Source organism: Caulobacter sp. GW821-FHT11E11, assembly GCF_058808315.1.
This window is the reverse complement of sequence record NZ_JBXARO010000001.1, coordinates 262,467-284,193: the sequence shown is the minus strand read 5'-3', so window position 1 is coordinate 284,193 and position 21,727 is coordinate 262,467. Positions and strand designations below refer to the sequence as shown.

At 68.6% G+C, this 21,727-nt stretch carries 22 protein-coding genes; 10 read left to right on the top strand and 12 right to left on the bottom strand.

Annotation, left to right across the window (positions count from 1 at the left end):
- Positions 1-37: 37 nt before the first annotated feature.
- Both AC1RR5_RS01445 and AC1RR5_RS01440 read left to right on the top strand, forming a co-directional pair.
- Entirely contained in the window at positions 38-649 is a 612-nt protein-coding gene (locus tag AC1RR5_RS01445; RefSeq protein WP_492919319.1) for an alpha-ketoglutarate-dependent dioxygenase AlkB, read from the top strand.
- Positions 650-657: 8 nt separating this feature from the next.
- Positions 658-1,086: an RpiB/LacA/LacB family sugar-phosphate isomerase gene (locus AC1RR5_RS01440; RefSeq protein ID WP_492919318.1), complete on the top strand. Its 429-nt coding sequence runs from the start codon at positions 658-660 to the stop codon at positions 1,084-1,086.
- Here AC1RR5_RS01440 and AC1RR5_RS01435 read toward each other — a convergent pair.
- The 7 genes from AC1RR5_RS01435 to mutM all read right to left on the bottom strand — a co-directional run bounded on the left by AC1RR5_RS01435 (position 1,083) and on the right by mutM (position 7,523).
- Entirely contained in the window at positions 1,083-2,264 is a 1,182-nt protein-coding gene (locus tag AC1RR5_RS01435) for a tetratricopeptide repeat protein (protein WP_492919317.1), read from the bottom strand. The two genes, AC1RR5_RS01440 and AC1RR5_RS01435, sit on opposite strands and share 4 nt — an antisense overlap.
- A gap of 117 nt (positions 2,265-2,381) precedes the next feature.
- Complete coding sequence (gene dnaA, locus AC1RR5_RS01430; RefSeq protein WP_492919316.1) at positions 2,382-3,848, bottom strand: chromosomal replication initiator protein DnaA; 1,467 nt, start codon at positions 3,846-3,848, stop codon at positions 2,382-2,384.
- Between the two features lie 406 nt (positions 3,849-4,254).
- The gene (gene rpsT, locus AC1RR5_RS01425) at positions 4,255-4,530 is read right to left on the bottom strand and encodes a 30S ribosomal protein S20 (protein ID WP_099444320.1); all 276 of its coding nucleotides are present in this window, start codon (positions 4,528-4,530) and stop codon (positions 4,255-4,257) included.
- Between the two features lie 196 nt (positions 4,531-4,726).
- Positions 4,727-5,515, bottom strand: a complete 789-nt coding sequence (locus tag AC1RR5_RS01420) for an enoyl-CoA hydratase (RefSeq protein ID WP_492919315.1) — start codon at positions 5,513-5,515, stop codon at positions 4,727-4,729.
- Positions 5,516-5,604: 89 nt separating this feature from the next.
- Complete coding sequence (locus AC1RR5_RS01415) at positions 5,605-6,057, bottom strand: hypothetical protein (protein ID WP_492919314.1); 453 nt, start codon at positions 6,055-6,057, stop codon at positions 5,605-5,607.
- Positions 6,058-6,104: 47 nt separating this feature from the next.
- Entirely contained in the window at positions 6,105-6,260 is a 156-nt protein-coding gene (locus tag AC1RR5_RS01410; RefSeq protein WP_492919313.1) for a hypothetical protein, read from the bottom strand.
- Between the two features lie 387 nt (positions 6,261-6,647).
- Positions 6,648-7,523, bottom strand: coding sequence for a bifunctional DNA-formamidopyrimidine glycosylase/DNA-(apurinic or apyrimidinic site) lyase (mutM, locus tag AC1RR5_RS01405; protein WP_492919312.1), 876 nt, complete (start codon positions 7,521-7,523; stop codon positions 6,648-6,650).
- Between the two features lie 83 nt (positions 7,524-7,606).
- Here mutM and AC1RR5_RS01400 point away from each other — a divergent pair, with 83 nt between their 5' ends.
- Together AC1RR5_RS01400 and ubiB are read left to right on the top strand one after the other, a co-directional pair.
- On the top strand, positions 7,607-8,365 hold the full coding sequence (locus AC1RR5_RS01400) for a class I SAM-dependent methyltransferase (protein WP_492919311.1): 759 nt from the start codon (positions 7,607-7,609) through the stop codon (positions 8,363-8,365).
- Positions 8,366-8,369: 4 nt separating this feature from the next.
- The gene (ubiB, locus tag AC1RR5_RS01395) at positions 8,370-9,887 is read left to right on the top strand and encodes a 2-polyprenylphenol 6-hydroxylase (RefSeq protein ID WP_492919310.1); all 1,518 of its coding nucleotides are present in this window, start codon (positions 8,370-8,372) and stop codon (positions 9,885-9,887) included.
- On the opposite strand, the gene AC1RR5_RS01390 is transcribed toward ubiB, so the two are convergent.
- On the bottom strand, positions 9,884-10,444 hold the full coding sequence (locus AC1RR5_RS01390) for a hypothetical protein (RefSeq protein ID WP_492919309.1): 561 nt from the start codon (positions 10,442-10,444) through the stop codon (positions 9,884-9,886). The two genes, ubiB and AC1RR5_RS01390, sit on opposite strands and share 4 nt — an antisense overlap.
- Before the next feature lie 148 nt (positions 10,445-10,592).
- Here AC1RR5_RS01390 and coaBC point away from each other — a divergent pair, with 148 nt between their 5' ends.
- Entirely contained in the window at positions 10,593-11,789 is a 1,197-nt protein-coding gene (gene coaBC / locus AC1RR5_RS01385; RefSeq protein ID WP_492919308.1) for a bifunctional phosphopantothenoylcysteine decarboxylase/phosphopantothenate--cysteine ligase CoaBC, read from the top strand.
- A gap of 48 nt (positions 11,790-11,837) precedes the next feature.
- Complete coding sequence (gene dut / locus AC1RR5_RS01380; RefSeq protein WP_492919307.1) at positions 11,838-12,308, top strand: dUTP diphosphatase; 471 nt, start codon at positions 11,838-11,840, stop codon at positions 12,306-12,308.
- Positions 12,309-12,311: 3 nt separating this feature from the next.
- Here dut and AC1RR5_RS01375 read toward each other — a convergent pair whose 3' ends face one another.
- Positions 12,312-12,449: a hypothetical protein gene (locus AC1RR5_RS01375; protein WP_492919306.1), complete on the bottom strand. Its 138-nt coding sequence runs from the start codon at positions 12,447-12,449 to the stop codon at positions 12,312-12,314.
- 396 nt (positions 12,450-12,845) lie between these two features.
- Here AC1RR5_RS01375 and AC1RR5_RS01370 point away from each other — a divergent pair, with 396 nt between their 5' ends.
- The 4 genes from AC1RR5_RS01370 (at position 12,846) to AC1RR5_RS01355 (ending at position 18,054) form a co-directional block, all read left to right on the top strand.
- Positions 12,846-14,636, top strand: coding sequence for a methyl-accepting chemotaxis protein (locus AC1RR5_RS01370; protein ID WP_492919305.1), 1,791 nt, complete (start codon positions 12,846-12,848; stop codon positions 14,634-14,636).
- 119 nt (positions 14,637-14,755) lie between these two features.
- Positions 14,756-15,859 (top strand): HlyD family secretion protein, encoded by a 1,104-nt coding sequence (locus AC1RR5_RS01365; protein ID WP_492919304.1) that lies wholly within the window; start codon positions 14,756-14,758, stop codon positions 15,857-15,859.
- Positions 15,860-15,871: 12 nt separating this feature from the next.
- Positions 15,872-17,446: a DHA2 family efflux MFS transporter permease subunit gene (locus tag AC1RR5_RS01360; protein WP_492919303.1), complete on the top strand. Its 1,575-nt coding sequence runs from the start codon at positions 15,872-15,874 to the stop codon at positions 17,444-17,446.
- Positions 17,446-18,054: a TetR/AcrR family transcriptional regulator gene (locus AC1RR5_RS01355; protein ID WP_454761967.1), complete on the top strand. Its 609-nt coding sequence runs from the start codon at positions 17,446-17,448 to the stop codon at positions 18,052-18,054. The genes AC1RR5_RS01360 and AC1RR5_RS01355 overlap by 1 nt, the downstream gene beginning before the upstream one ends.
- Before the next feature lie 6 nt (positions 18,055-18,060).
- Here the strand turns inward: AC1RR5_RS01355 and AC1RR5_RS01350 are convergent, their stop codons facing one another.
- The 3 genes from AC1RR5_RS01350 to AC1RR5_RS01340 form a co-directional block, all read right to left on the bottom strand.
- Complete coding sequence (locus tag AC1RR5_RS01350; protein WP_492919302.1) at positions 18,061-18,876, bottom strand: enoyl-ACP reductase FabI; 816 nt, start codon at positions 18,874-18,876, stop codon at positions 18,061-18,063.
- A 73-nt stretch (positions 18,877-18,949) separates the two neighbouring features.
- Positions 18,950-19,852 (bottom strand): phytanoyl-CoA dioxygenase family protein, encoded by a 903-nt coding sequence (locus AC1RR5_RS01345; RefSeq protein ID WP_492919301.1) that lies wholly within the window; start codon positions 19,850-19,852, stop codon positions 18,950-18,952.
- A 57-nt stretch (positions 19,853-19,909) separates the two neighbouring features.
- Positions 19,910-21,712 carry an O-linked N-acetylglucosamine transferase, SPINDLY family protein gene (locus AC1RR5_RS01340; protein WP_492919300.1) on the bottom strand — a complete coding sequence of 601 codons (1,803 nt, stop codon included), beginning with the start codon at positions 21,710-21,712 and terminating at the stop codon, positions 19,910-19,912.
- Between the last annotated feature and the right edge of the window lie 15 nt (positions 21,713-21,727).

Below are 21,727 nucleotides of genomic sequence, written 5' to 3'. Positions count from 1 at the left end.
CACCTTCCGCCCCTATGGCGCGCGTTAAGTTTCAGTAATGTTTCAGCCCCTGACCGTCATTCCGGGTTTTGACCTCTGGCCCGCCCTGCTGGACCCCGCCGCCCAGCGGCAACTGGTCGAGGCCGCCCTGGCCGCCGCGCAGACTGCGCCGTTCACGAACTACGGCACGGCCTATGGTAAGCCGATGAGCGTAGCGATGACGGCGTTCGGCCCGCTGGGCTGGACCAGTGACGCCAAGGGATACCGCTACGCCGAACGGCATCCGGACACGGATCAGCCCTGGCCCGCCATGCCGCCCGTCCTGCTCGACCTCTGGCGCCAGCTCGGGGATCCCGACACGCCGCCGGACTCGTGCCTGATCAACCTCTATCGCGACGGCGCCCGCATGGGCCTGCATCAGGACCGCGACGAAGCCGATCCCCGCTTCCCGGTGCTGTCGATCTCGCTGGGCGATACGGCGGTGTTCCGGATCGGCGGGACCGCTCGCAGGGATCCGACCCGCAGCCTGAAACTGAGCTCAGGGGATGTGTGTCGGCTCTCAGGCCCGGCCCGCCTGGCGTTCCACGGCGTGGATAGGATACAGGCGGGATCATCGGGCCTGGTGCCCGGCGGCGGGCGGATCAACCTGACCCTGCGCCGGGCGCGGTAGGGGGAACCATGCGCATCGCCATTGCCTCGGACCATGCGGCGATCGCGCTCAAGAATGAGCTAGTCGCGTGGCTGACGGGCGAAGGTCATGACGTCGCGGACCTGAGCGCCGGCCTCGTCGCCGACTATGCCGACCAGGGCTACCGGCTGGCGGCGCACATCGCCGATGGTCGGGCCGAGCGCGGCATTGCCCTGTGCGGCTCGGGTATCGGGATCTCGATCGCGGTCAATCGCCACCCGGCGTGCCGCTGCGCGCTGGTCAGCGACCCCGACCTGGCCCGGCTTAGCCGCGAGCACAACGACGCCAATGTCATCGCCCTGGGCGCCCGCCGTGTCGACCTCGACACCGCCGAGGCCTGCATCGCCGCCTTCTTCGAGACCCCCTTCGCCGGCGGCCGCCACGCCCCTCGCGTCGAAAAGCTGAGCGCTCAGGCCTAGGGCGTGACGCCAAAGCTCGCGAAGCGCTTGTCGATCCCGGGCTCCAGGGCGCGGGCCTGGTCGAGATCGGCGTCGCCGCCGGCCGTGTCGCCGCTCCGGCGCTTGGCCACGCCGCGCCCGAACAGGGCGGTCGGCACCGGCGGATCGGTCTTCAACGCTTCGTCGTAGTCGACGAGCGCGCCGGACAGATCGCCCAGGCGCAGCTTCACCAGACCCCGGCTGTCGAGCGCTTCGGGCCGGCCCGGATCCAGGCCCAGGGCGGTGTCGCAGTCGGCCAGCGCCTTTTGGAGATCCACACCCGCCCTCGCCCGCGCCCAGCAGCGGTCGTTCATCAGATCCGGCCAGCCGGGCTGCTGGGCGATCAAGGCGTCGTATTCGGCGATCGCCAGGTCGTAGCGCCCGGCGTCGGCATTGATCTCGCCGCGCAGCTGGCGAAAGCGGAAGCTGGTCGGCGCGTACGCCAGCCCCTTGGCGACATCGGCCAGGGCCAGGTCGGTCTCGTCTCGCGCCCAGCGCATCCGGGCGCGGTAATAATAGATCCGGTCCTCGCCGCCGCCGACCTTCAGCGCCGCCTCGAGCGCGGCCAGGACCTCTTCAGGCGGACCACCCTCGGCCAGCACCGCCTTCAGCTGATAGGCCGCCGCGGTCGGCCCCAGGGCCAGGGACTTGTCGAGCTCCGCGCGCGCCTCGGGCATCTGGCCCAGCCGCCCCAGCGCCAGGGCGTAGGACAGGTGCGCCCGAGGATCGTTCGGCGCGAAGGCCAGCCAAGCCTGGTAGGTCTTCGCCACGCCCTCGGCGTCGCCCTGGTCGCTGAGGAACTCGCCCATCACGGCGTAGGCGCGCGGCGACTGGGGATCGAGGCGCAAGGCCTCGTCATAGAGGCGCTGGATCAGGGCCGCGGCTTCGGGATGCTCGAGCCGCATGGCCAGGCCCAGCCGCAGGTTGGCCTCGGCGCTGCGAGCGTTGGCGGCGAAGGCGGCCTGGGCGGTGTCGAGCCGCTCGGGCACGGCGTCCGAGCCCATGGTCCACAGCGCATCGGACAGGACCGAATAGCGTGAGGCCGTGCTGGAAACGCTGTCCAGATTGACCGGCTGGGTCTGGGCGAACGCCGCCGACGCCCCCAGCATGCAGACCGTCAGGATCGTGGTCCGCAGACCCTTGGCGACAAACTCGAACACGATCCCTCCTGACGCGAACCGCCTGATCCTAGCGTCAGCCGCCCATAACGAAAAAGGCCGCCCCCTTCGGAGCGGCCTTGTCGATCTTTGGAAACCGGTGTCCCGGCCCGTCCCGGATCAGCCGCGCAGCTTGCGGGTGATGACTTCCAGGTCGTGGTTCAGGGCGCTGTCCTCGGCCCGGAGGGCCTCGATGCGGCGCACGGCGTGCAAGACCGTGGTGTGGTCGCGGCCACCGAAACGACGGCCGATGTCCGGCAGCGAACGGGTGGTCAGCTGCTTGGCCAGCCACATGGCGGCCTGGCGCGGACGGGCCACGGCGCGGTTGCGGCGCTCGCTGAGCAGGTCGGCCTGCTTCATGCCGTAGTGCTCGGACGTCGCCTTCTGGATGTCGTCGATGGTGATGCGCTTCTCACCCGACCGCAGGTGCGGACGCAGGACCGCCTGAACTTCGTCCAGGGTCAGGCGCGACAGGCCTTCACCGGCGCGGGCCGACAGGGTGTTCAGCGCGCCTTCCAGCTCGCGGACGCTGTCGGTGAAGCGATCGGCCAGGAACTGCAGCACGTCCGGACGCATGGTCGGATCGAAGCCGTGCGCCGCGGCCAGGGTCTGGATCTTGCGCTCCAGAATGCCCATGCGCAGGTTGCGATCGGCCGGCTCCAGGCCGCAGACCAGGCCCGCCGACAGGTGCGAGCGCAGGTGCGGGTCCATCTCGGTCATGGCCGACGGCGGACGGTCCGCCGAGAACACGACGCGGCCGCCTTCGCCGACCAGGGCGGTCAGGGTGTGGAACAGCTCTTCCTGGGTCGACTGCTTGCCGGCGATGAAATGCACATCGTCGATGATCAGCAGGTCGGCGGCGCGCAGCTCTTCCTTGAAGGCCGCCGTCTGGCGATCCATCAGGGCGCGCACGAAGGTCGACAGGAAACGCTCGGCGGTCAGGTACACGACGCGCTTTTCCGGCGCGTTGCGCATGGCTTCCCAGGCCAGGGCATTCAGCAGGTGGGTCTTGCCGAAGCCGTAGGGGCCGTGGAACAGCACGGGATTGAAGTGACCGTCGGCCCAGTTGGCGATGCGGCGCGCCACGGCGTGGGCGAACTCGTTGGCCGGACCCGGGACGAAGGTCTCGAAGGTGAAACGTTCTTGCAGGCCCTGGGTGCGGGGCGACTTGGCGCTCGGCGCCACGACGGCCGGCGCGTCGCTCGACACGGGCAGGACGATCTCGATGGGTTCGGCGGCCTTCGGAGCAGCCTCGACATAGGCGCCCGCCGAAGCTTCGAATTCCAGACGCGACTTCAGGTCGATACGGCGACCGGTCGCGTCGTTCGCGGCCCACAGCTCGCCAATGCGACGCCAGGCGCTGCGACGGATCCAGTCACGCGCGATACCCGTGGGCGTCACCAGCACGACGTCGCCGGTCGCGGCCTCACGCAGCATCGCCGGTGCGATCCAAGACCCGAAGGCCGCGTCGCCCAGCTCGCGTTTCAGAGCCACGGTCACTTTCGACCACACGGTCGCGGCCGGCTCGCAAGCCGTCGCAATCGCCGCCGAAAAGTCCTGGCTGGCCACCCCGCCCTTCATCGTCATTCGTCCACCGCCTTCGTACAAAAACAACCGCCGCAAACCCACTTCAGCCGCTCGCCCCCCATGGCGTACAGCCGGTTACTCAGCGCACACAGGTTCTTACCCGGCGAACGCAGGAGGTCCGCCGCCGCCTTGTTTTTTCCAAGACTGGAGAAGCGCTGAGACGCTTAAACTAGCCAGCGCAGGGGGCCGGTCAAACGGAAAACTTGCGTCCGAGTCCGGATATTTCTGTTGACTCGCGAGAGCCCCTCGCCTGGCAAGGGAATAGTGAAGCCAACCCCTCAGATCACAGATTGCAACGCGAAAAATAGAGCGTTGGATTCAAAGCAAAAGCCGACCAGGCGGACCTGATCGGCTTTTGTAAATACTTGTAATCGTTGGACGAACGGCGTTCGTCCAGAATCTGGACTTAGGCCGCGGCCTTATCCAGCTTCTTCAGACGGGCCGCCAGACGCGACACCTTCCGCGAACCCGTGTTCGGGTGAACCACGCCCTTCGAGACAGCGCGCATCAGCTCCGATTGAGCCTCGACGAACGCGGCCTTGGCGACGGCGACGTCACCCTTGGCGATGGCGTCGTCGAACTTGCGCAGGAAGGTGCGCACGCGCGAGCGACGAGCGGTGTTGACTTCAGTGCGGCGGGCGATCTTGCGGATCGCTTTCTTGGCGCCGGGATTATTGGCCATTAGGTCGGACCTTCAAACGGACAGCCGCGCGGCGACCGCGAAGCAGGGAAAATAGAGCGCGCGGATATACGGGAACCACTCGCCGGGGTCAACGGTCCACAGGCAGGAATCCTGCGGCCATTTTGGCGCAATCGTTTCCGAGCGTGACAGCCAAAAAGTGGGAACCGGTTTTGGCGCCGTCACGCGACCAAGAAAGCTACTCGCCCTTGAACGCCGGCTTTCGCTTCTCGACGAAGGCCGCCATGCCCTCCTTCTGGTCCTCGAACGCGAACAGCGAGTGGAACAGGCGCCGCTCCAGGGCGACCCCCGTCGTCAGGGTCGTCTCGTAGGCGGCCTCGACCAGTTCCTTGTTCATGGCCACGGCCAGCGGCGACTGGGCGGCGATCTTGGCGGCGATGGCCAGGACCTCGTCGACCAGGGTGTCGGCCGGGAAGATCCGCGACACCAGGCCAGAGACCTGGGCCTCCTCGGCGCCCATCATCCGGCCGGTCAGGATCATGTCCATGGCCTTGGACTTGCCCACGAAGCGGGTCAGGCGCTGGGTGCCGCCGATCCCGGGCGCGACGCCCAGATTGATCTCGGGCTGGCCGAACTTGGCGGTGTCGGCGGCCAGGATGAAGTCGCACATCATGGCCAGCTCGCAGCCGCCGCCCAGGGCGTAGCCGGCGACGGCGGCGATGATCGGCTTGCGGCACTGCTCGATCGCCCGCGCGCCGGCGGTGAAGAAGTCGGCCTTGAACATCTGGGCGTAGCTCTTGTCCGACATCTCCTTGATGTCGGCGCCGGCCGCGAAGGCCTTGGCCGAGCCGGTCAGCACGATGCAGCCCACGGCGTCGTCGACCTCCGCCGCCGCCAGCGCCTGGGCCAGCTCGCCCAGCAGCTGGGTGTTCAGGGCGTTGAGGGCCTCGGGCCGGTTCAGACGGATCAGGGTCACGCCCGGCGCCTTTTCCGGCGCCTCGACGATCAGGGTCTGGTACTCGGCCATCGGGGTCTCCTGCTTGAACGGTGCAGTTATAGAGAGGCGCACGGCGTTGGGGAGCCCTCTAAGCGCCTTGGCGTCTTGGCTTTGCGCGGCTAGCCGAACGGAGAGTCCTCGGTCCTGAAATGAGGGATGGGCGTTGGCCTATCCCCCGAGGCGCCATCGTCGATATTGCACCAGCTGGACAGCGTGTTTCCGGTGGCGGCGTCGGAAACCAGGTTCACGACCTGACACCCTCCGTGAAAGTACTCCGGGAACTGGTCCCGCTGCGAAACAAGGCGAATTCCCGCGCGCTCGGACGTCCAGACGCTCGGGGTCCGCACGAAGACGGCCACCCATACCGTTCTGGGCTGGCCCAGCTTTTCCGGCGCGCCCGAGGTCGTGAAGGGAAGCTGGTCGCCGTCGCGGACGGTCATCAGCAGGTAGTGCCGAACGTAGTCGTCCTTCCTGAGGTCTGCTGAGGGCAAGACCGCGCGTTCGTCGACCTGCTCGACGCGAGGCGCGGAGGCATGGCAGGCGGCGAGGCTGAGGTCCGCAACAACGGCCACGACAGCGGCCCATCCCGCCCCGGCCCCCTGAGGTCGACTGAACATCTTCAATTCCAGGAAAAGCCCGTGCGCAAAGCGCAGCCGGAAGGCGTCTCGCCTTCTTCGTAAAGCGTCACGCGGCGGATGGCGCTTATCTGGCGCTCGGTCAGGGGTCTCTCCGAGCTGAAATAGGCGGCGCCATGAGCGCCATTCCAGATGGCCATCTCATAACGCCCCTCCACGCGTCGTTGAGCGAACCTCGCCGGTTTCAAGCCGGCCTGGGCTTCGACAATCCTGCCCTTGGGCCGGGCGGCCCACCCTACGCCCCGAACCTCGAGCGCGCCGAACGGTCCATTCCCAGCGGAAGCTTCCGCCGTGTACGCCACCGTCCAGCGTCGTAATTCTCTCACCGGGTTCCAGATCGATGATGGGGGAGTAGCCGCAGAAGCGCGCGGGCCCGATCAGTTCGGCGGCCTCCGCGCGCAGAGAAAGCGTCATGGCGAAGGCGGCGACAATCAGTGCTTTCACATGCCCCTCCAGACACCTCATGACGCTGGAGAGGCTAACGGTCCGAAGGCCCGACAGCCACCCAGCTCAGGCCTCGCTCGTGCTCACACCTGACACACCGGGCAGAAGAACGTCGACCGCCCTGCCTGGACCTCGCGGGCGATGACGCCCTTGCAGCCGGGGGTCGGGCACGGTTCGTCCTCGCGGTCGTAGACGCGGAAGCGGTGCTGGAAGTAGCCCAGGGCGCCGTCAGCGGCGGCGAAGTCCTTCAGGGTCGAGCCGCCGACCTCGACGGCCTCGGCCAGCACGTCCTTGATCGCCGTGGTCAGGGGGCCGAGCCGTTTCTTGGCGATCCCGCCTGACGGCTTGAACGGCGAGATGTGCGCGCGGTGCAGGGCCTCGCACACATAGATATTGCCCAGGCCCGCGACGGTCTTCTGGTCCAGCAACAGGGTCTTGGGGCCCTGCTTGCGATTGGCGAAGGCTTTTTCCAGCGTCTTGACGTCGAAGCCGTCGCCCAGCGGCTCGGGCCCCATGGTCGCGAACCAGGGGTGGCGGCTGACGCCTTCGGTCGGGATCAGGTCCATGAAGCCGAACCGGCGCGGGTCGTAATAGGTGACGGTCGCGCCCTCCTCCGTCTCGAAGACCACGTGGGCATGCTTGTCGTCGGGCGTGACCTCGCGGGCGAAGTCGCCGGGGCGGACGGTCCTCTCATGGCCCTCGGCCGGCGCGGCGATCTCGAAGCGGCCGGTCATGCCGAGGTGCATGACGAGCGTGTCGCCGCGATCCAACGGAGCCAGGATATATTTCGCGCGGCGGTCCAGCCGCAGGATCTTGGCCCCCGTCAGCCGTTGGACGAAGCCGTCGGGCAATGGGAAGCGCAGGTCGGGCCGGTTGGCGCGGACGCGGGCCAGGCGCGCGCCGGACAGGACGGGTTCGAGACCGCGTCGGACGGTCTCCACTTCGGGCAATTCGGGCAAGGGCGATCCCTTAAGACGATGACGCGACGCAATGTGCGGGCTAAGAGCGGTCTGTCATATAGAGAACCCGGCCCAAAGACGTCATGAGCAACACCTCCGCCAGCTTCGGTTTCACGGATGTCGACGCCTCGCTGAAGGCGGGCCTGGTGCGCGGGGTCTTCGACCGCGTCGCCAAGAACTACGACATCATGAACGACCTGATGAGCGGCGGCGTGCACCGCCTCTGGAAGGACGCCGTGGCCGCGCGCCTGAACCCGCAGCCGGGCGAGGTGATCGTCGACTGCGCCGGCGGCACCGGCGACATGGCCCGCCGCTTCGCAAAGATGACCCGCGCCGCCCAGGAGCGCCGTGGCGGTCCGGATGCGACCATCAACATCGTCGACTACAATGCCGAGATGATCATGGCCGGCATCGAGCGCGGCGGCGAACCCGAGATCACCTGGACGGTCGGCGACGCCCAGCGCCTGCCGCTGCCCGACAACTACGCCAACGCCTATGTGATCAGCTTCGGCATCCGCAACGTCACCGACATCGACGCGGCCCTGCGCGAAGCGCGCCGGGTGCTGAAGCCCGGTGGCCGGTTCCTGTGCCTGGAGTTCTCGCGGCCGGTGACCGAGGCGCTCGCGAAAGCCTACGACGCCTACAGCTTCAAGGTCATTCCGCAGGTCGGCGAGTGGGTCGCCAAGGACCGCGACGCCTATCAGTACCTGGTCGAGAGCATCCGTCGCTTCCCCGACCAGCGCACCTTCGCCGGCATGATCGAGAACGCCGGCTTCAAGCGGGTCAGCGTCACCAACTTCACCGGCGGCGTCGCGGCCCTGCACCAGGGCTGGGCGCTCTAGGATCGTGGCCAACCTGTCCGCCTTCTGGCGCCTGACCGGCGCGGGCTGGGCCCTGGTCCGGGCCGACGCCCTGATCCCGCGCGAGGTCGAGCCGCTGCTGCCGGCGCCCGCCAAGTGGGCCGGGCGCGTCCTGCGCCTGTTCGCCGGCGGGGCGGCCAAGCGCGGCCGGCCGGGCGAGCGCCTGGCTCAGGTGCTGGAAAAGCAGGGTCCGGCCGCGATCAAGATGGGCCAGTTCCTGTCGACCCGCGCCGACATCTTCGGAACAGCCTTCGCCGAGGACCTCTCGCACCTGAAGGACCGGCTGGCGCCATTCCCCCTGGCGGTGGCCGAAGCCGAGATTCAGCGCAATCTCGGCAAGCCGCTGGGCGAGATCTATGTCGAGATCGGCGAGCCGGTCGCCGCCGCCTCACTGGCCCAGGCCCATCCGGCCACGCTGGTCGACGGCCGCAAGGTCGCCGTGAAGGTGCTGCGCCCCGGCGTCGAGCGCCAGGTGGCCCAGGACAGCGCCGTGCTGCGCCTGGCCGCGCGGCTGGCTGAAAAGCTCGCCCCCGCCTCGCGCCGCCTGCGCCCGACCGAATTCGTCGAGGTGGTGATCCGCTCGCTGGACCTGGAGATGGACCTGCGTTTCGAGGCCGCCGGCTGCGCCGAGCTGGGCGAGGCCATGGCGGTCGACCCTTACATGCGCGCGCCGCTCGTCTGCTGGGAGGGCGTGGGCAAACGCGTCCTGACCCTGACCTGGGCCGAGGGCGTGCCGCTGTCCGAAGCCGCCGCGCTCGAACTGCCCGGCCTGGACCGCAAGGCCCTGGCCGAGAACGTCACGCGGGGCTTCCTCGCTCAAGCCCTGGACCATGGCCTGTTCCACGCCGACCTGCACGAGGGCAACCTGTTCGTGGCCGCCCCGGCCGAGGTGGTCGCCGTCGACTACGGCATCGTCGGGCGCCTGGGTCCCGGCGAGCGACGCTACCTGGCCGAGATCCTGTACGGCTTCTTGAACCGCGACTACGCACGGGTGGCCAAGGTCCATTTCGACGCCGGCTATGTGCCCGCCCACCAGGACGTCGACGCCTTCGCCCAGGCCCTGCGCGCCGTCGGCGAACCGGTCTTCGGCCGCAACGCCCGCGACGTCTCGATGGGCCGCCTCTTGGCGCAGCTCTTCGAGATCACCGCCCTGTTCGACATGGCCCTGCGGCCCGAGCTCGTCCTGCTGCAGAAGACCATGGTCACCGTCGAGGGCGTGGCCCGCCGCATCGACCCGACCCACGACCTGTGGGCCGCCGCCGACCCGGTGGTGCGCCGCTGGATTGGCCGCGAACTGTCGCCCGCCGCCAAGGCCCGCGACTTCGCCGAGGAAGCCCTGCGCGCCATCAAGGCCCTGGCTCGCCTGGCCGAGGCTCCGCCGCCGCCCGTCGCCGTGGTGGCCGAGCGCCAGCATGCTTGGCCGCTGCTGTGGTTCCTGGTCGGGGCCGCGACGGCCGGCGCGGCCTTCGTCACCGGCCTGCTGCTGGCGCGGCCGCCCGTCTAGCTCTCCGCCGGCTCCCGCTCGCGCCGATTGGACGCCGAGGCCCGCCGCGCCTCGCGGGTCTTCTGCTCGTCCCAATAGGCCGCGCCCTCGTCGGGCTTGAACATCGTGCGCGGCGCGCCCTCGCGCGACACCACCGCGAAGACATTGCCCTTGGGATCGTAGATCAGCAGGTCGCCGTTCGCGCGTTTCAGCGTCTCCGCGCCCTTGGGCGGATCGCTGACGAAGGCATGGACCTTAGCGACATAGTCGTCGGCGCTCTTGGCCTCGAAGGTCGCGCCGTTGCGTTCGAACGAGCGCTGGGCGTTCTCCTCGGCGGTGCGGGTGCGGTTGGCGGCCCAGTAGGGCTTGCCCGAGACCAGCTTGACCGGCGCGTCGCGCGGATCGGCGGTGCGACCGCCGCTTTCCCGGCCTTCGACGGACGGCGCTGTCGCCTCCGCGCTGGTCCGCTCGCTGGCCTTGGGCGCCTTCACCGCCGAGGCTCCGCTGTCGCAGGCCGCGAGGCCCGCGAGAAGCACGAGCGCTATCGCGCTCACCGAGAAACGTCGCACAATCTTCATGATGGCATCGCCCCATTGTTCTACTTTGACGTTTATTGAACGAAAGCGGAACACGAGTCGAGTCCCTATCTTTCAGCCATCATTGTCTCTGGCGCTTTGGCTCGGGCGTAGGCATGTGCAGGGCGATACAGATGTGCGGAGCGCGACGTTGAGCGAGAAGCGGGTTCTTCTGATCGTCGGCGGCGGGGTGGCGGCCTACAAGGCGCTGCTCTTGACCCGCCTGCTGCGCAAGGCCGGTATCGGCGTGCGGCCGATCCTGACCAAGTCCGGCGCCGAGTTCGTCACACCGCTGTCCCTGGCGGCCCTGGCCGAGGACAAGGTCTATCAGGAACTGTTCTCGCTGACCGACGAGCACGAGATGGGCCATATCGAGCTGTCGCGCTCGGCCGATCTGATCGTGGTCGCGCCGGCGACGGCCGACCTGATCGCCAAGGCGGCCCACGGCCTGGCCGGGGACCTGGCTTCCACCACCCTGCTGGCCACCGACAAGCCGGTGCTGATGGCCCCGGCCATGAACGTTCGGATGTGGCTGCATCCCGCCACCCAGCGCAACATCGCCACCCTGAAGGCCGACGGCGTCAGCTTTGTCGGGCCCGAGGAAGGCTCCATGGCCTGCGGCGAGTTCGGCTATGGCCGCCTGGCCGAGCCGGAAGAGATCTTCGCCGCCATCGTCGCGCAGCTGGAAGGCCCCGCCGCCCGGCCGCTGGCCGGCAAGCGTGCTTTGGTCACCGCCGGCCCGACCTTCGAGCCGATCGACCCGGTGCGCGGCATCACCAACCGCTCCAGCGGCAAGCAGGGCTTCGCGATCGCCGAGGCGCTGGCCAGGCTGGGCGCGGAAGTCACCCTGGTCGCCGGCCCCGTCGCCCAGCCCACCCCGGTCGGGGTCAAGCGGGTCGATGTCGAGACCGCTCGCCAGATGCTGGCCGCCAGCCAGGCCGCCCTGCCCGCCGATGTCGGCGTGTTTGTGGCCGCCGTCGCCGACTGGCGCGTGGACGAGGCCTTTGGCACCAAGCTGAAGAAGGAAAAGGGCGGCCCGCCGGCCCTGACCTTTGTCGAGAACCCCGACATCCTGGCGACCCTGTCGGCCAGCGGCCCGCAGCGGCCAAAGCTGGTGATCGGCTTCGCGGCCGAGACCGACCATGTCGAGGAGCACGCCCGCGCCAAGCTGGCCCGCAAGGGCTGCGACTGGATCATCGCCAACGACGTCACCGAACCGGGCGTGATGGGCGGCGGCGAGAACGCCGTGCTGCTGATCACCCAAGGCGGGACCGAGCGCTGGGACCGTGCGGCCAAGGACCAGGTGGCGGCCCAGATCGCCCGACGCATCGCCGACGCTCTGGCCTGAGCCCCGGCAAATCAGCTACAGCCGGGCGGTCTTTCAGGAGCGCCTCCCATGTCCGCCATCCCCGCCGGTCTCGCCATCCGCTTCAAGCGCTGGGAAGGTCAAGCCGACCTGCCGGTGCCGACCTACGCCACGGCCGGCGCGGCGGGTTTCGACCTGCGAGCCCACGTGCCGGAAGACGCGCCGATCGTGCTGAAGCCCGGCGCGCGCTGCATGGCCCCCACGGGGTTTTCGGTCGCGGTTCCGGACGGCTATGAGATGCAGGTGCGCCCGCGCTCGGGCCTGGCCTTCAAGAACGGCGTGACCGTCGTCAACGCGCCGGGCACCGTCGACAGCGACTATCGCGGCCAGGTCTGCGTGCTGCTGATCAATCTGGGCGAAGAGGAGTTCACGATCCGCCGCGGCGACCGCATCGCCCAGGGGATTATCGCGGCGGCCCCGCAATGGCCGCTGGTCGAGGTCGAAGACCTGGACGCCACCGATCGCGGCGCCGGCGGCTTCGGCTCGACGGGCTCGAAGTAAGGCTTAGAAACTGGGGGCCGCGTGGACGGCCTTGAGGCCGATCATCAGGTAGCCGCCGAAACCGGCCGCGAAAGCGGCCGCGGCCATCCACAGCACCGGGCGGATCATGTCGAGTGGCGTCTGGCCGGTCTGGGTCTTCATCTGAGGTAACTCCTGCGACCTTGAGCGGGGCCGGCGAGATACTCGCGCCGGAGGAGATACGCACTCCCGCCACGTTGGTTGCGTTGGGGAGCGGCTTTTACTGTGTCGTGATTCCGACGCAAGTGAAAATTGTGACAGGCTGTCGCAGTCGATTTTACGCCTCACAGTAGAGCGGTAATCGTCCGACTACGGAAAGTATCGCTTCGAGACCTTCATCAGGTATAGCCGGGTGCGACAAACGGTCGCCATCCGAGTGGATTCCTGAGATTTACTGGGCTGGAAACCGATTTCCACCTGCGAGATTCCAGTGAACACTGGTCTTCTTCACATCCCTACGGGTTTGTTAACCCTGTAAGCGCAGTTGTTGACCGAACGACCGGGCCGGGGACACTGCTCATGTCTAATCTGAAAGTTGCGCACAAACTTCTGGCTGCATTCGCCGCTCTGGTGATCGGCGTCGTCATCGCCGGCGCCCTGGTGGCCGCCAGCCTGGGTTCGACCCAGAAGATCACCGCGCTGAACGAGCACAGCTACGCCTATATCGACGCGATCGCCGACACGACCGGAGCCCTGGTCGAGGAGCAGAACGCGGTGCGCGGCTACGTCGCCAGCCTGGACGCCTCGTTCCTGAAGAAGCGCGCCAAGTATCACGAAGAGTACGAGACGGCCTTCAAGCGCATCGTGGCCGGGGTCGAGGACGCCGACGAGAAGGCCCGCGCCGACGCGCTGGTCGCCGCCGTCGAGACCTTCGAGACCGAGACCGGCAAGCAGATCGCCGACGCCGACAACCTGGCCACCCGCGAGCAAGCCCGCACGGAAATCGCCTCGTCCGGCCGCCTGACCAATGTCCGCAAGGTGCTGGAGGCGATGACCAAGGTCGAGGACCAGCAACTGGCCGAGCGCCGCGTCGAGCAGGCCAACGCCTTCCGCGCCGGCCTCCTCACCCTGGCCATCGGCGGCGCCGTCGCCGTGGGCGTGGCCATCCTGATGGGCTGGCTGCTGTCGAACGCCATCGCCGCCCCGGTCACCGCCATGACGGCCGCCATGCGCCGCCTGGCCGGCGGCGACAACACCGTCGAAGTGCCCGCCGTGGGTCGCAAGGACGAGATCGGCGGCATGGCCGCCGCCGTGCTGACCTTCAAGGAAGCCGCGATCGAGAAGATCCGCCTGGAAGGCATGTCGGCCGAGCAGCGCGCCGAGGCCGAGCGCACCCGCCAAGCCGGCGAGACCGAACGCGCGGCCAACGCTCGCGAGCAGACCGTCGTCGTCAGCCGCGTCGGCGAGGGCCTGGAAGCCCTGGCCGGCGGTGATTTGACCTTCCGCCTGACCGAGACCTTCCCGCCCGCCTATCGCAAGCTGCAGGCCGACTTCAACGCGGCCATGGATCAGCTGGCCCAGACCATGGGCGTGATCAACGGCGCGGTCGGTGGCATCCAGGCCGGCTCGGGCGAGATCAGCCAGGCGGCCGACAACCTGTCACGCCGCACCGAACAACAGGCCGCCAGCCTGGAAGAGACCGCCGCGGCGCTGGACGAGATCACCGCCACGGTCCGCAAGACCGCCGACGGCGCCGGCAGCGCCCAGCGCACCGTCACCTGCGCCCGCGCCGACGCCGAGAAGGGCGGCGAGGTCGTCGACCGCGCCGTGGCCGCCATGGGCCAGATCGAAAACAGCTCGCGCGAGATCGGGGCCATTGTCGGCGTCATCGACGAGATCGCCTTCCAGACCAACCTGCTGGCCCTGAACGCCGGCGTCGAGGCCGCCCGGGCCGGCGAGAGCGGCCGAGGCTTCGCGGTCGTCGCCCAGGAAGTGCGGGCCCTGGCCCAGCGCTCGGCCGACGCGGCCAAGGAGATCAAGACCCTGATCGCCAACTCGACCGCCCAGGTCGACGAGGGTGTCAGCCTGGTCGGCCAGACCGGCGAGGCCCTGCGACGGATCATCGCGGGCGTGCAGGACATCAACCACATCGTCGCCGAGATCGCCGCCTCGGCGGTCGAGCAGTCGACCGGCCTGCAGCAAGTCAATACGGCCGTGAACCAGATGGATCAGGCCACCCAGCAGAACGCCGCCATGGTCGAGGAAAGCACGGCCGCCAGCCATGCCCTGTCGAACGAGGCCCGCGAGCTGGGCCGTCTGGTGCAGCGCTTCCGCCTGGCCGAGGCTCCCGGCGCCCGCCGCGCCGCCTGAACCAAAAACATCGGTCGCCGTTAATTGAAAATTGGACGACTGCGTCCATTTATCCCTTGCTGAGCGCGCCGGACGAGACTATCCGGCGCGCTTGAAGCCTTTCGACAGGGGTCTGGGTCATGGCGACGCCGGGTAACAAGAAGCTGGTTCCGATGATCGTCGGCGGGGTCGTCCTGCTGGGCGTGGCCGTCGGCGGGACCCTGTGGTTCATCGACAAGCAACGCTACGAGGCGACCGACAATGCCTTCGTCCAGGCCGACACCGTGCAGGTCAGCCCGCAGGTCTCGGGCTATGTGGCCGAGGTGCTGGTGGCCGACAACCAGCGGGTCGAGGCCGGCCAGGTGCTGGCCAAGATCGATCCGTCGACCTTCCAGGCCCGCGTCGACCAGGCGATCGCCAATGCCGGCGCCGCCGACGCGGCCATCCGCGCCGTCGACGACAAGAACAGCCTGGAACAGGCGATGATCGCCCAGAAGGCCGCCGGCGTGACCAGCGCCCAGGCCGACGCCGGCCGCGCCAAGGCCGATCTCGACCGCTACGACGCCCTGGCCAAGCAAGGCTGGGTCTCGCAGCAGAAGGTCCAGACCGAGCGCGCCGCCGCCACCCAGACCACCGCCGGCGTCGCCAGCGCCCAGGCCGCCCTGGAAGCCGAACGCCGCGCCGCCCAGTCGCTGGGCTCGGCCAAGGCCCAGGCCGTCGCCCAGGCCGCCGCCGCCCACGCCGCCGTGGAACAGGCCAAGCTTGATCTGGAACGCACCACCATCCGCGCGCCGGTCGCCGGCGTGGTCGGCGCCCGCTCGGTCCGTCCGGGCCAGCTGGTCCAGCCGGGCGTGGCTTTGATGTCGGTCGTGCCGCTGGGCCAGGCCTTCATCGTCGCCAATTTCAAGGAAACCCAGGTCGCCCGCATCCGCGTCGGCCAGCCGGTCGAGATCAAGGCCGACGCCTTCGGCAAGCAGAAGATCGTCGGCAAGGTCGACAGCTTCGCGCCCGCCACCGGCCAGGAGTTCGCCCTGATCCCGGTCGAGAACGCCGTCGGCAACTTCACCAAGATCACCCAGCGCCTGCCGGTCAAGATCGTGGTCGACCGCAGCCAGCTGGGCGCGGCCCTGCGTCCGGGCCTGTCGGTCGAGATCAAGGTCGACGTCCGCGACCGCTCGGGGCCCTCGTTCGCCGAGGCCGGCCAGGCCGAGCCGCAGGTCGCCCGTCAGGGCGAGGCGCGCTAGGGGCGGACGGTCATGACCGACGCCGTCGCAGCCGCCGCCCCCAAGCCGGACGTTAACTGGACCAAGCTGTTCCTCGGCTTCGGGGCCATGGTCATTGGCCAGTTCATGGCCATCCTGGACATCCAGATCGTGGCGGCCTCGCTGCCGCAGATCCAGGCCGGCGTGGGCGCCAGCACCGACCAGATCAGCTGGATCCAGACCGCCTACCTGATCCCCGAGGTCGTGATGATCCCGCTCTCTGGGTATCTGTCGCGCCTGTGGGGCACCCAGCGCCTCTATCTGATCTCGTGCACCGGCTTCATCATCATGAGCGTGCTGACGGGCCTGTCCTCGTCGATCGACATGATGATCCTGACCCGGGCCCTGCAGGGCTTCATCGGTGGAGCGATGATCCCGACGGTGTTCGCCGTGGCCTTCACCGCCTTCCCGCCCGAGCGGCGCGTGACGGCCAGCGTGATCATGGGCCTGATCGTCACCCTGGCCCCGACCGTCGGCCCCACCCTGGGCGGCCACCTCACCGAGGCGCTGTCCTGGCGCTGGCTGTTCTTCATCAACGTGCCCACCGGCCTGATCGTGCTGTTCGGTGTCTATCGCTGGGCCGACTTCGACAAGGGCGACCCCAGCCTGGCCAAGGGCTTCGACTGGTTCGGCCTGGCGGTGATGGCGATCTTCCTGATGAGCATGCAGTTCGTGCTGGAGGAAGGCGCCAAGGACGACTGGTTCGACGACAGCGGCATCCTGTGGCTGACCGTCGTGGCCGTGCTGGGCGGGGTGACCTTCATCTGGCGGCAGCTGACCTATCGCAACCCGATCGTCGAGCTGCGCGCCTTCGCCAATCGCAACTTCACCATCGGCGTGGTGATGACCGCGGTCTCGGGCGCCAGCCTGTTTGGCGGCACCTTCCTCTTGCCGCAGTTCCTGGGCCGGGTGCGCCACTATTCGGCGTCGGAGGTCGGCACCACCATGGTGGTCTCGGGCCTGTCGATGTTCCTGACCGGGCCGCTGGCCGGGCGCCTGGTGCGCAAGGGCGACCCGCGCATCCCGATGTTCATCGGCTTCATGCTGGCCGGCTGGGGCATGTACATGGCCCATAGCGTGAGCAAGGACTGGGGTTTCTGGGAGTTCGCCGGCGTTCAGGCTTGCCGCGGCGTCGGGGTCATGATCGCCATGATCGCGACCCAGCAGATCACGATGAGCACCCTGCCCCCGCACATGGTCAAGAACGCCTCCGGCCTGGTGAACCTGTCGCGCAACACCGGCGGCGCTGTGGGCCTGGCCCTGCTCGCCACCTCGATCACCCAGCAGACCGCGCTGTACTACGACGACATGACCTCGAAGGTGATGCAGGGCGGTCCGACGGCCAACATGATGGCCGGCCTGACCGAGCGCATGATGCAGCTGGGGGTCGCCGACCCCGCCGGCGCCGCGCGCAAGGCCATCGGCGGCATGATGCAGCAACAGGCGACGGTCATGGCCTTCGGCGACAGCTTCACCCTGCTGGCCATCGGCTGCTTCGTCGCCGCCGTCGTGTCGCTGCTGGCCGCGCCGGTCAAGAACGCTCCCCCGCCGCCATCGGACGCTCACTGATGCCCCGCGTACCCGGACAGATCGACGTCGCCAAGACCGAAGCCATCCTCGACGCCGCCGTCGAGGTGATCGGCGAACGCGGCCTCTCGGCCCCGATGGAGGAGATCGCCCGCCGCGCGGGGGTCTCAAAGCAGACGGTCTACAACCACTACGGCTCCAAGGCCGAGCTGATGCGGGCTCTGATGAACCGCCGGGTCGAGGCCATTACCGCCTCGCTGCGCGAGCCGGGCGCCATCGAGAACCCGACCGAGGCGCTGGAAGCCTATGCCCGCTCCGTGCTGGAGACGGTGATCACCAGCAAGAGCTACTCGATGATGCGGGTGATCATGCTGGGCTCGGGCGAGATGCCCGACGTGGCCAAGGAGGTCTTCGAGGCCGGTCCCTTGAGCGCCCGCAGGCAGCTGGCCGAATTCCTCAAGACCGAGACCGAGCTTGGCCGGATGAAGGTCGAGAATTTCGACCAGGCCGCGGAGTTCTTCTCCGGCATGGTCATGGGCCACAGCCAGCTGCGCTCGCTGCTGCGCCTGCCGTCCGACAAGACCCCAGACGAATACGGCCGCCTCGCGAGGGAGGCGGCCGTTCGTTTCATGCGGGCTTACGCGCCGTAGAAAGTCTTACGCTTCTTCCTGATCGGGCATGCCCATCATGTGGAAGCCGGCGTCGACGTGGACGACTTCGCCCGTGGTCGACAGGCCAAGGTCCGAGACCAGCCACAGGGCCGCGCCCGCGACGCCTTCCATCGAGGTGTCTTCCTTCATTGCCGAGAACGCCCGGCCTTGGGCGATCATGCCGCGACCGCCGGCGATGCCGGCCAGGGCCAGGGTGCGCATGGCGCCGGCCGAGATGGCGTTGCAGCGGATGCCCTTGGGACCCAGATCGCGGGCGATGTAGCGGGTCGCCGCTTCCAGGGCCGCCTTGGCCACGCCCATGGTGTTGTAGTTCGGGATGGTCCGCTCCGACCCCAGATAGGTCATTGTGATCAGCGAACCGCCGTTCGGCATGATCTTCGAGGCGCGCTTGGCGACGTCCACGAAGCTGAAGGCCGAGATGTTCAGGGCCGTCAGGAAGCCCTCACGGGTGGTGTTGTCGACGAACGAGCCCTTCAGCTCGTCCTTGTTGGCGAAGGCCACCGAGTGGACGACGAAGTCGATCGTCCCGAACTTCTCCTCGATGGCGGCAAAGGCCGCGTCCATCGAGGCGTCGTCGGTGACGTCGGCCGGGACGAGGGTGGTGACGCCGATGCTCTCGGCCAGCGGCCGGACGCGGCGCTCCAGGGCTTCGCCCTGGTAGGTGAAGATCATCTCGGCGCCTTGGGCGGCCAGCTGGCTGGCGATGCCCCAGGCGATGGAGTTGTGGTTGGCCACGCCCATGACGAGGCCCTTCTTGCCCCGCATCAGCTCGCCCTTGGGGAACGCGTAATCGTCGGCCATGTGTCGGGCCCCTTCTAGAAGTCGTTGCCCGTGGTTAGCAGGCGGCGCGACGCTTCGAAACCCCGACCCGCGTTCAGTCGACGCGGACGATCCGTCCCAGCTTGTCGCGCAGGGCCTGGGCGAGAGGCCGCGGACCCAGCGGAACGGGCTTGCCATCACGCCGAGGCCAGACCACGCCGCCGGTGCGGACATTGGCCGGCAGCCGCAGATAAAGCTGGTTCGTCTCGGGTCGCGAATACAGCGGTGTGTAGTAGATGCAGTCCTCGAAGAAGAAGTGGGTGACCAGCGAGCGCCGCGTGGCGCCCGGCCGCTGGATCGCCAGGCCGCCATGGGTGGTGTTGGCGGCCCAGACCAGCACCTGGCCCTTGCGCAGCAAGGCCGGACGGCGATCGCCGGTCACTTGGCGGGCGAAGGCCTCGACATAGTGGGCGGCATAGTCGCCGCGCTTGGGCCGCCGACCCGCCACGCCCGCGTCGGCCATCTCGAAGATCCGCTCGCGGTGGCTGCCTGGGTGGTAGAACAGCGGCCCGGCGTCGGCGGCCACGTCTTCCAGCGCGATCCAGGCCCCGCACATGAAGCGCGGCGGCTGGCTGTGGAAGTGGGCGATGTCGGAATGGGCGTGCTGCTCGCTGCCTTCGCGGAAATTCAGGGTCTGGAAGGCGAAGGGCGCACGGCCATACGCCAGCTCCAACATCGTGGTCAGCTTGGTATGGCTGGCCAGGTCGCGTACGGCCTGCGAACGTCGCCAGACATCCTGGGCGCGACGCTTGCCGGGGCGGAAGAACCGCTCGGCGTCGGCCGTGGCGCGGTCGATCAGCGCCAGAGCGTCTCGCCCCAGGTCGAACACCGCCACGCCGTCGCGATGCAGGTCGGTGACGAAGCGGCGCTGCTCGGCGTCAGCGCCCGAAGCGTCGAGATAGGCCGTCACGGACTCGCCCTCGATCCATGGGATTTGCGGCAGATCGACGGGACGCATGCGGAAACGCTCGCTCGAACGGGAATGGCCGAGCTTACCGCCGAGCGTTGAGCGCAATCAACCTTGGGTGATCATTTTCTCGAAGGCCGCCTCGAGCGTTCGGGCGAAGGCGGCGGGATCGAACACCGAGGTGGCCAGAATACGCTCCGCCACCCGCGCCTTGAGCGCCGCCAGGGCCGCGTGATCGTTCGCCAGGCGGGTCGCCGTGGCGACGTAAGCCTTTGAATCGGTTGCGATCAGCTCGGGCAGTCCCAGAGCGGTCATCAGGCTGGCGCCGACACGGCTGGCGAAACTCTTGCCTGGAAGGCTCAGTATAGGAATTCCCATGCGCAGGGCGTCGCTTGCCGTGGTGTGGGCGCCATAGGGCCAGGTGTCGAGGACGAGGTCAGCCAGGACGTGGCGGGCCAGGTGCTGCGCATGCGGAACGGGCCCAGCGAAGACCAGCCGTTCGGGCGCCACACCGGCCACCCGGGCCTCGCGGCGCAGGTTCTCGGCCGCGCCTGGCGCGCCGCCATAGAGCCACAGCACGGCGTCTGGCGTGGCCTTCAAGATCGCCATCCACGCCGCGAAGGTCGCCGGCGTGATCTTGGCCGGGTTGTTGAAGCAGCACAGCACGACCGCATCATCGGGCAGACCAAGCTCGGCCCTACTGGGAGGTAGAGTCACCGCGCCGAGGGCGTCGTTGGGCTGGTAGAGCGGCAGGTGGACCACCGCCTCGGACCAGTGACCCTCTTCGCCCGGCGGGATCGTCACGGCGTCGGCCAGAACGATGTCGGCGTGCTTGCCCAAGGTCCCCGGATAGCCCAGCCAGCTGACTTGGACCGGCGCGGCGCGATGGGCCAGGATCCCTGGGCGGCCGTCCTGGGTGTAGCCCTTCAGGTCGACGGCGATGTCGATCCCGGCCTCGCGACACTGGGCGGCGATGGCCGCGTCGGTGAGGCTTCGCGCCTCGATCCAATGTTCGCAGGCTGCCTTCAGGCGATCGCGCATCGGCCCAGCCAGGTCGGGGCCGTACGAGACGGCGAAGATCTCGAACCGCTCGCGGTCGTGCGCCTCCAGCACCCCGGCCAGCAGACGCGCCGTGGCGTGCTCGTGCAGGTCGGCCGACAGATAGGCCACCCGGATCCGCGCGCCGGCAGGCCTTTCCGGCCATACGGGCGCCGGAACCGGCGGCGGAGCGGACAACTCCGCGCAGCGGCGATGCACGACGGGCTCGTCGAAGATGGCCAGGGCCGCGAACGGGGCGATGGCGGCGCGCCCCAGCTTCAGCTCGGCCTTGACCAGCATGTCCAGCGCCGCGTCTTCGCGCCAGTCGCAGGTCTGGCGCCGCGCCCACATCAGGTCGCCGGCGAGGCGGGGATGCAGCGGGTCGATCTCCATCACCGCTTCCAGGTCGCGCGCCGCGTCGGCCGGACGGTTCAGCAGCAGGCGCAAGGCCGCGCGGCTGGCCAGCACTTTGGCGTCGGCCGGCGAGACCTGCACGGCGCGATCCAGAACCGCCAGCGCCTCTTCGAAACCGCCCAGTCTTTGCAGCGACATGGCCAGGGCGCCGAGCACCGGCGGGTTCTCAGGATCGGCCGCGAGCGCCGCCCGCGCGGCGACCACCGCCTCAACATCACGCGCCAAACTATTGAGAACCAAGGCTTTTGCCGATAGTAAGCCAGGTCGCTTACTGTCGAGCGTCAAGCCAGAATCCAGGGCGTTCAGAGCCCCTTCCGCCTGGTCCAGGCCCAACAGCGAAACGCCGAGAATATGCCAAGCCTCGACGCTAGGCGCATCGACGACGAGCCGCTCGCACAGGGCGGCGGCCTCGGCCAACCGGCCGGCCTTGTAGAGATCGAAAGCCTCACGAGCGCTCATCGACGCCCGCTCCGG

Excerpts from the sequence above, each read along its gene's own strand:
- AC1RR5_RS01375 (WP_492919306.1), bottom strand. The coding sequence starts at position 12,449 with ATGAAGACCCAGACCGGCCAGACGCCACTCGACATGATCCGCCCGGTG.
- AC1RR5_RS01400 (WP_492919311.1), top strand. The coding sequence starts at position 7,607 with ATGAGCAACACCTCCGCCAGCTTCGGTTTCACGGATGTCGACGCCTCG.
- AC1RR5_RS01350 (WP_492919302.1), bottom strand. The coding sequence starts at position 18,876 with ATGGCCGACGATTACGCGTTCCCCAAGGGCGAGCTGATGCGGGGCAAG.
- AC1RR5_RS01355 (WP_454761967.1), top strand. The coding sequence starts at position 17,446 with ATGCCCCGCGTACCCGGACAGATCGACGTCGCCAAGACCGAAGCCATC.
- AC1RR5_RS01390 (WP_492919309.1), bottom strand. The coding sequence starts at position 10,444 with ATGAAGATTGTGCGACGTTTCTCGGTGAGCGCGATAGCGCTCGTGCTT.
- AC1RR5_RS01345 (WP_492919301.1), bottom strand. The coding sequence starts at position 19,852 with ATGCGTCCCGTCGATCTGCCGCAAATCCCATGGATCGAGGGCGAGTCC.
- AC1RR5_RS01445 (WP_492919319.1), top strand. The coding sequence starts at position 38 with ATGTTTCAGCCCCTGACCGTCATTCCGGGTTTTGACCTCTGGCCCGCC.
- AC1RR5_RS01440 (WP_492919318.1), top strand. The coding sequence starts at position 658 with ATGCGCATCGCCATTGCCTCGGACCATGCGGCGATCGCGCTCAAGAAT.
- AC1RR5_RS01365 (WP_492919304.1), top strand. The coding sequence starts at position 14,756 with ATGGCGACGCCGGGTAACAAGAAGCTGGTTCCGATGATCGTCGGCGGG.
- rpsT (WP_099444320.1), bottom strand. The coding sequence starts at position 4,530 with ATGGCCAATAATCCCGGCGCCAAGAAAGCGATCCGCAAGATCGCCCGC.
- dut (WP_492919307.1), top strand. The coding sequence starts at position 11,838 with ATGTCCGCCATCCCCGCCGGTCTCGCCATCCGCTTCAAGCGCTGGGAA.
- AC1RR5_RS01360 (WP_492919303.1), top strand. The coding sequence starts at position 15,872 with ATGACCGACGCCGTCGCAGCCGCCGCCCCCAAGCCGGACGTTAACTGG.
- AC1RR5_RS01410 (WP_492919313.1), bottom strand. The coding sequence starts at position 6,260 with ATGGCCATCTGGAATGGCGCTCATGGCGCCGCCTATTTCAGCTCGGAG.
- dnaA (WP_492919316.1), bottom strand. The coding sequence starts at position 3,848 with ATGACGATGAAGGGCGGGGTGGCCAGCCAGGACTTTTCGGCGGCGATT.
- AC1RR5_RS01340 (WP_492919300.1), bottom strand. The coding sequence starts at position 21,712 with ATGAGCGCTCGTGAGGCTTTCGATCTCTACAAGGCCGGCCGGTTGGCC.
- AC1RR5_RS01420 (WP_492919315.1), bottom strand. The coding sequence starts at position 5,515 with ATGGCCGAGTACCAGACCCTGATCGTCGAGGCGCCGGAAAAGGCGCCG.
- AC1RR5_RS01370 (WP_492919305.1), top strand. The coding sequence starts at position 12,846 with ATGTCTAATCTGAAAGTTGCGCACAAACTTCTGGCTGCATTCGCCGCT.